The sequence below is a fragment of the Serratia sp. MMO-28 genome (genome assembly GCF_037199905.1).
GTDB classification, from domain to species: Bacteria; Pseudomonadota; Gammaproteobacteria; order Enterobacterales; family Enterobacteriaceae; genus Chania; species Chania oryzae.
Map to the genome: position 1 here is coordinate 1 of NZ_JBBCVB010000067.1, position 1,744 is coordinate 1,744.

General features: G+C 52.5%; 1 rRNA gene. It reads right to left on the reverse strand.

Going from position 1 to position 1,744, the window contains the following annotated elements:
* Positions 1 to 26: 26 nt before the first annotated feature.
* A 16S ribosomal RNA gene (locus WG891_RS26530) occupies positions 27 to 1,569 on the reverse strand.
* Positions 1,570 to 1,744: the final 175 nt, after the last annotated feature.

A 1,744-nucleotide genomic window follows, 5' to 3' on the forward strand; every position in this document is an offset into this window, starting at 1 on the left:
GCACTCACTCAATCAATATCGTTCGGTAAGGAGGTGATCCAACCGCAGGTTCCCCTACGGTTACCTTGTTACGACTTCACCCCAGTCATGAATCACAAAGTGGTAAGCGCCCTCCCGAAGGTTAAGCTACCTACTTCTTTTGCAACCCACTCCCATGGTGTGACGGGCGGTGTGTACAAGGCCCGGGAACGTATTCACCGTAGCATTCTGATCTACGATTACTAGCGATTCCGACTTCATGGAGTCGAGTTGCAGACTCCAATCCGGACTACGACGTACTTTATGAGGTCCGCTGGCTCTCGCGAGTTTGCTTCTCTTTGTATACGCCATTGTAGCACGTGTGTAGCCCTACTCGTAAGGGCCATGATGACTTGACGTCATCCCCACCTTCCTCCGGTTTATCACCGGCAGTCTCCTTTGAGTTCCCACCATCACGTGCTGGCAACAAAGGATAAGGGTTGCGCTCGTTGCGGGACTTAACCCAACATTTCACAACACGAGCTGACGACAGCCATGCAGCACCTGTCTCACGGTTCCCGAAGGCACCAAGCCATCTCTGGCAAGTTCCGTGGATGTCAAGAGTAGGTAAGGTTCTTCGCGTTGCATCGAATTAAACCACATGCTCCACCGCTTGTGCGGGCCCCCGTCAATTCATTTGAGTTTTAACCTTGCGGCCGTACTCCCCAGGCGGTCGACTTAACGCGTTAGCTCCGGAAGCCACGCCTCAAGGGCACAACCTCCAAGTCGACATCGTTTACAGCGTGGACTACCAGGGTATCTAATCCTGTTTGCTCCCCACGCTTTCGCACCTGAGCGTCAGTCTTTGTCCAGGGGGCCGCCTTCGCCACCGGTATTCCTCCAGATCTCTACGCATTTCACCGCTACACCTGGAATTCTACCCCCCTCTACAAGACTCTAGCTTGCCAGTTTCAAATGCAGTTCCCACGTTAAGCGCGGGGATTTCACATCTGACTTAACAAACCGCCTGCGTGCGCTTTACGCCCAGTAATTCCGATTAACGCTTGCACCCTCCGTATTACCGCGGCTGCTGGCACGGAGTTAGCCGGTGCTTCTTCTGCGAGTAACGTCAATCACCACACGTATTAAGTATGATGCCTTCCTCCTCGCTGAAAGTGCTTTACAACCCGAAGGCCTTCTTCACACACGCGGCATGGCTGCATCAGGCTTGCGCCCATTGTGCAATATTCCCCACTGCTGCCTCCCGTAGGAGTCTGGACCGTGTCTCAGTTCCAGTGTGGCTGGTCATCCTCTCAGACCAGCTAGGGATCGTCGCCTAGGTGAGCCATTACCCCACCTACTAGCTAATCCCATCTGGGCACATCCGATGGCGTGAGGCCCGAAGGTCCCCCACTTTGGTCTTGCGACGTTATGCGGTATTAGCCACCGTTTCCAGTAGTTATCCCCCTCCATCAGGCAGTTTCCCAGACATTACTCACCCGTCCGCCGCTCGCCGGCAAAGTAGCAAGCTACTTTCCGCTGCCGCTCGACTTGCATGTGTTAGGCCTGCCGCCAGCGTTCAATCTGAGCCATGATCAAACTCTTCAATTAAAAGCTTGATGTGCTTAAACAAGTTAAGCGATGCTCAAAGATTACTTCGTAATAATTCACTTAAATGAATTACTGCTTGGTCACTCTTCAAGACTTGATATTTTTGTGCTGCCGAAGCAGCTGGATATCGTCTTGTGAGTGCCCACACAGATTGTCTGATAAATTGTTAAAGAGC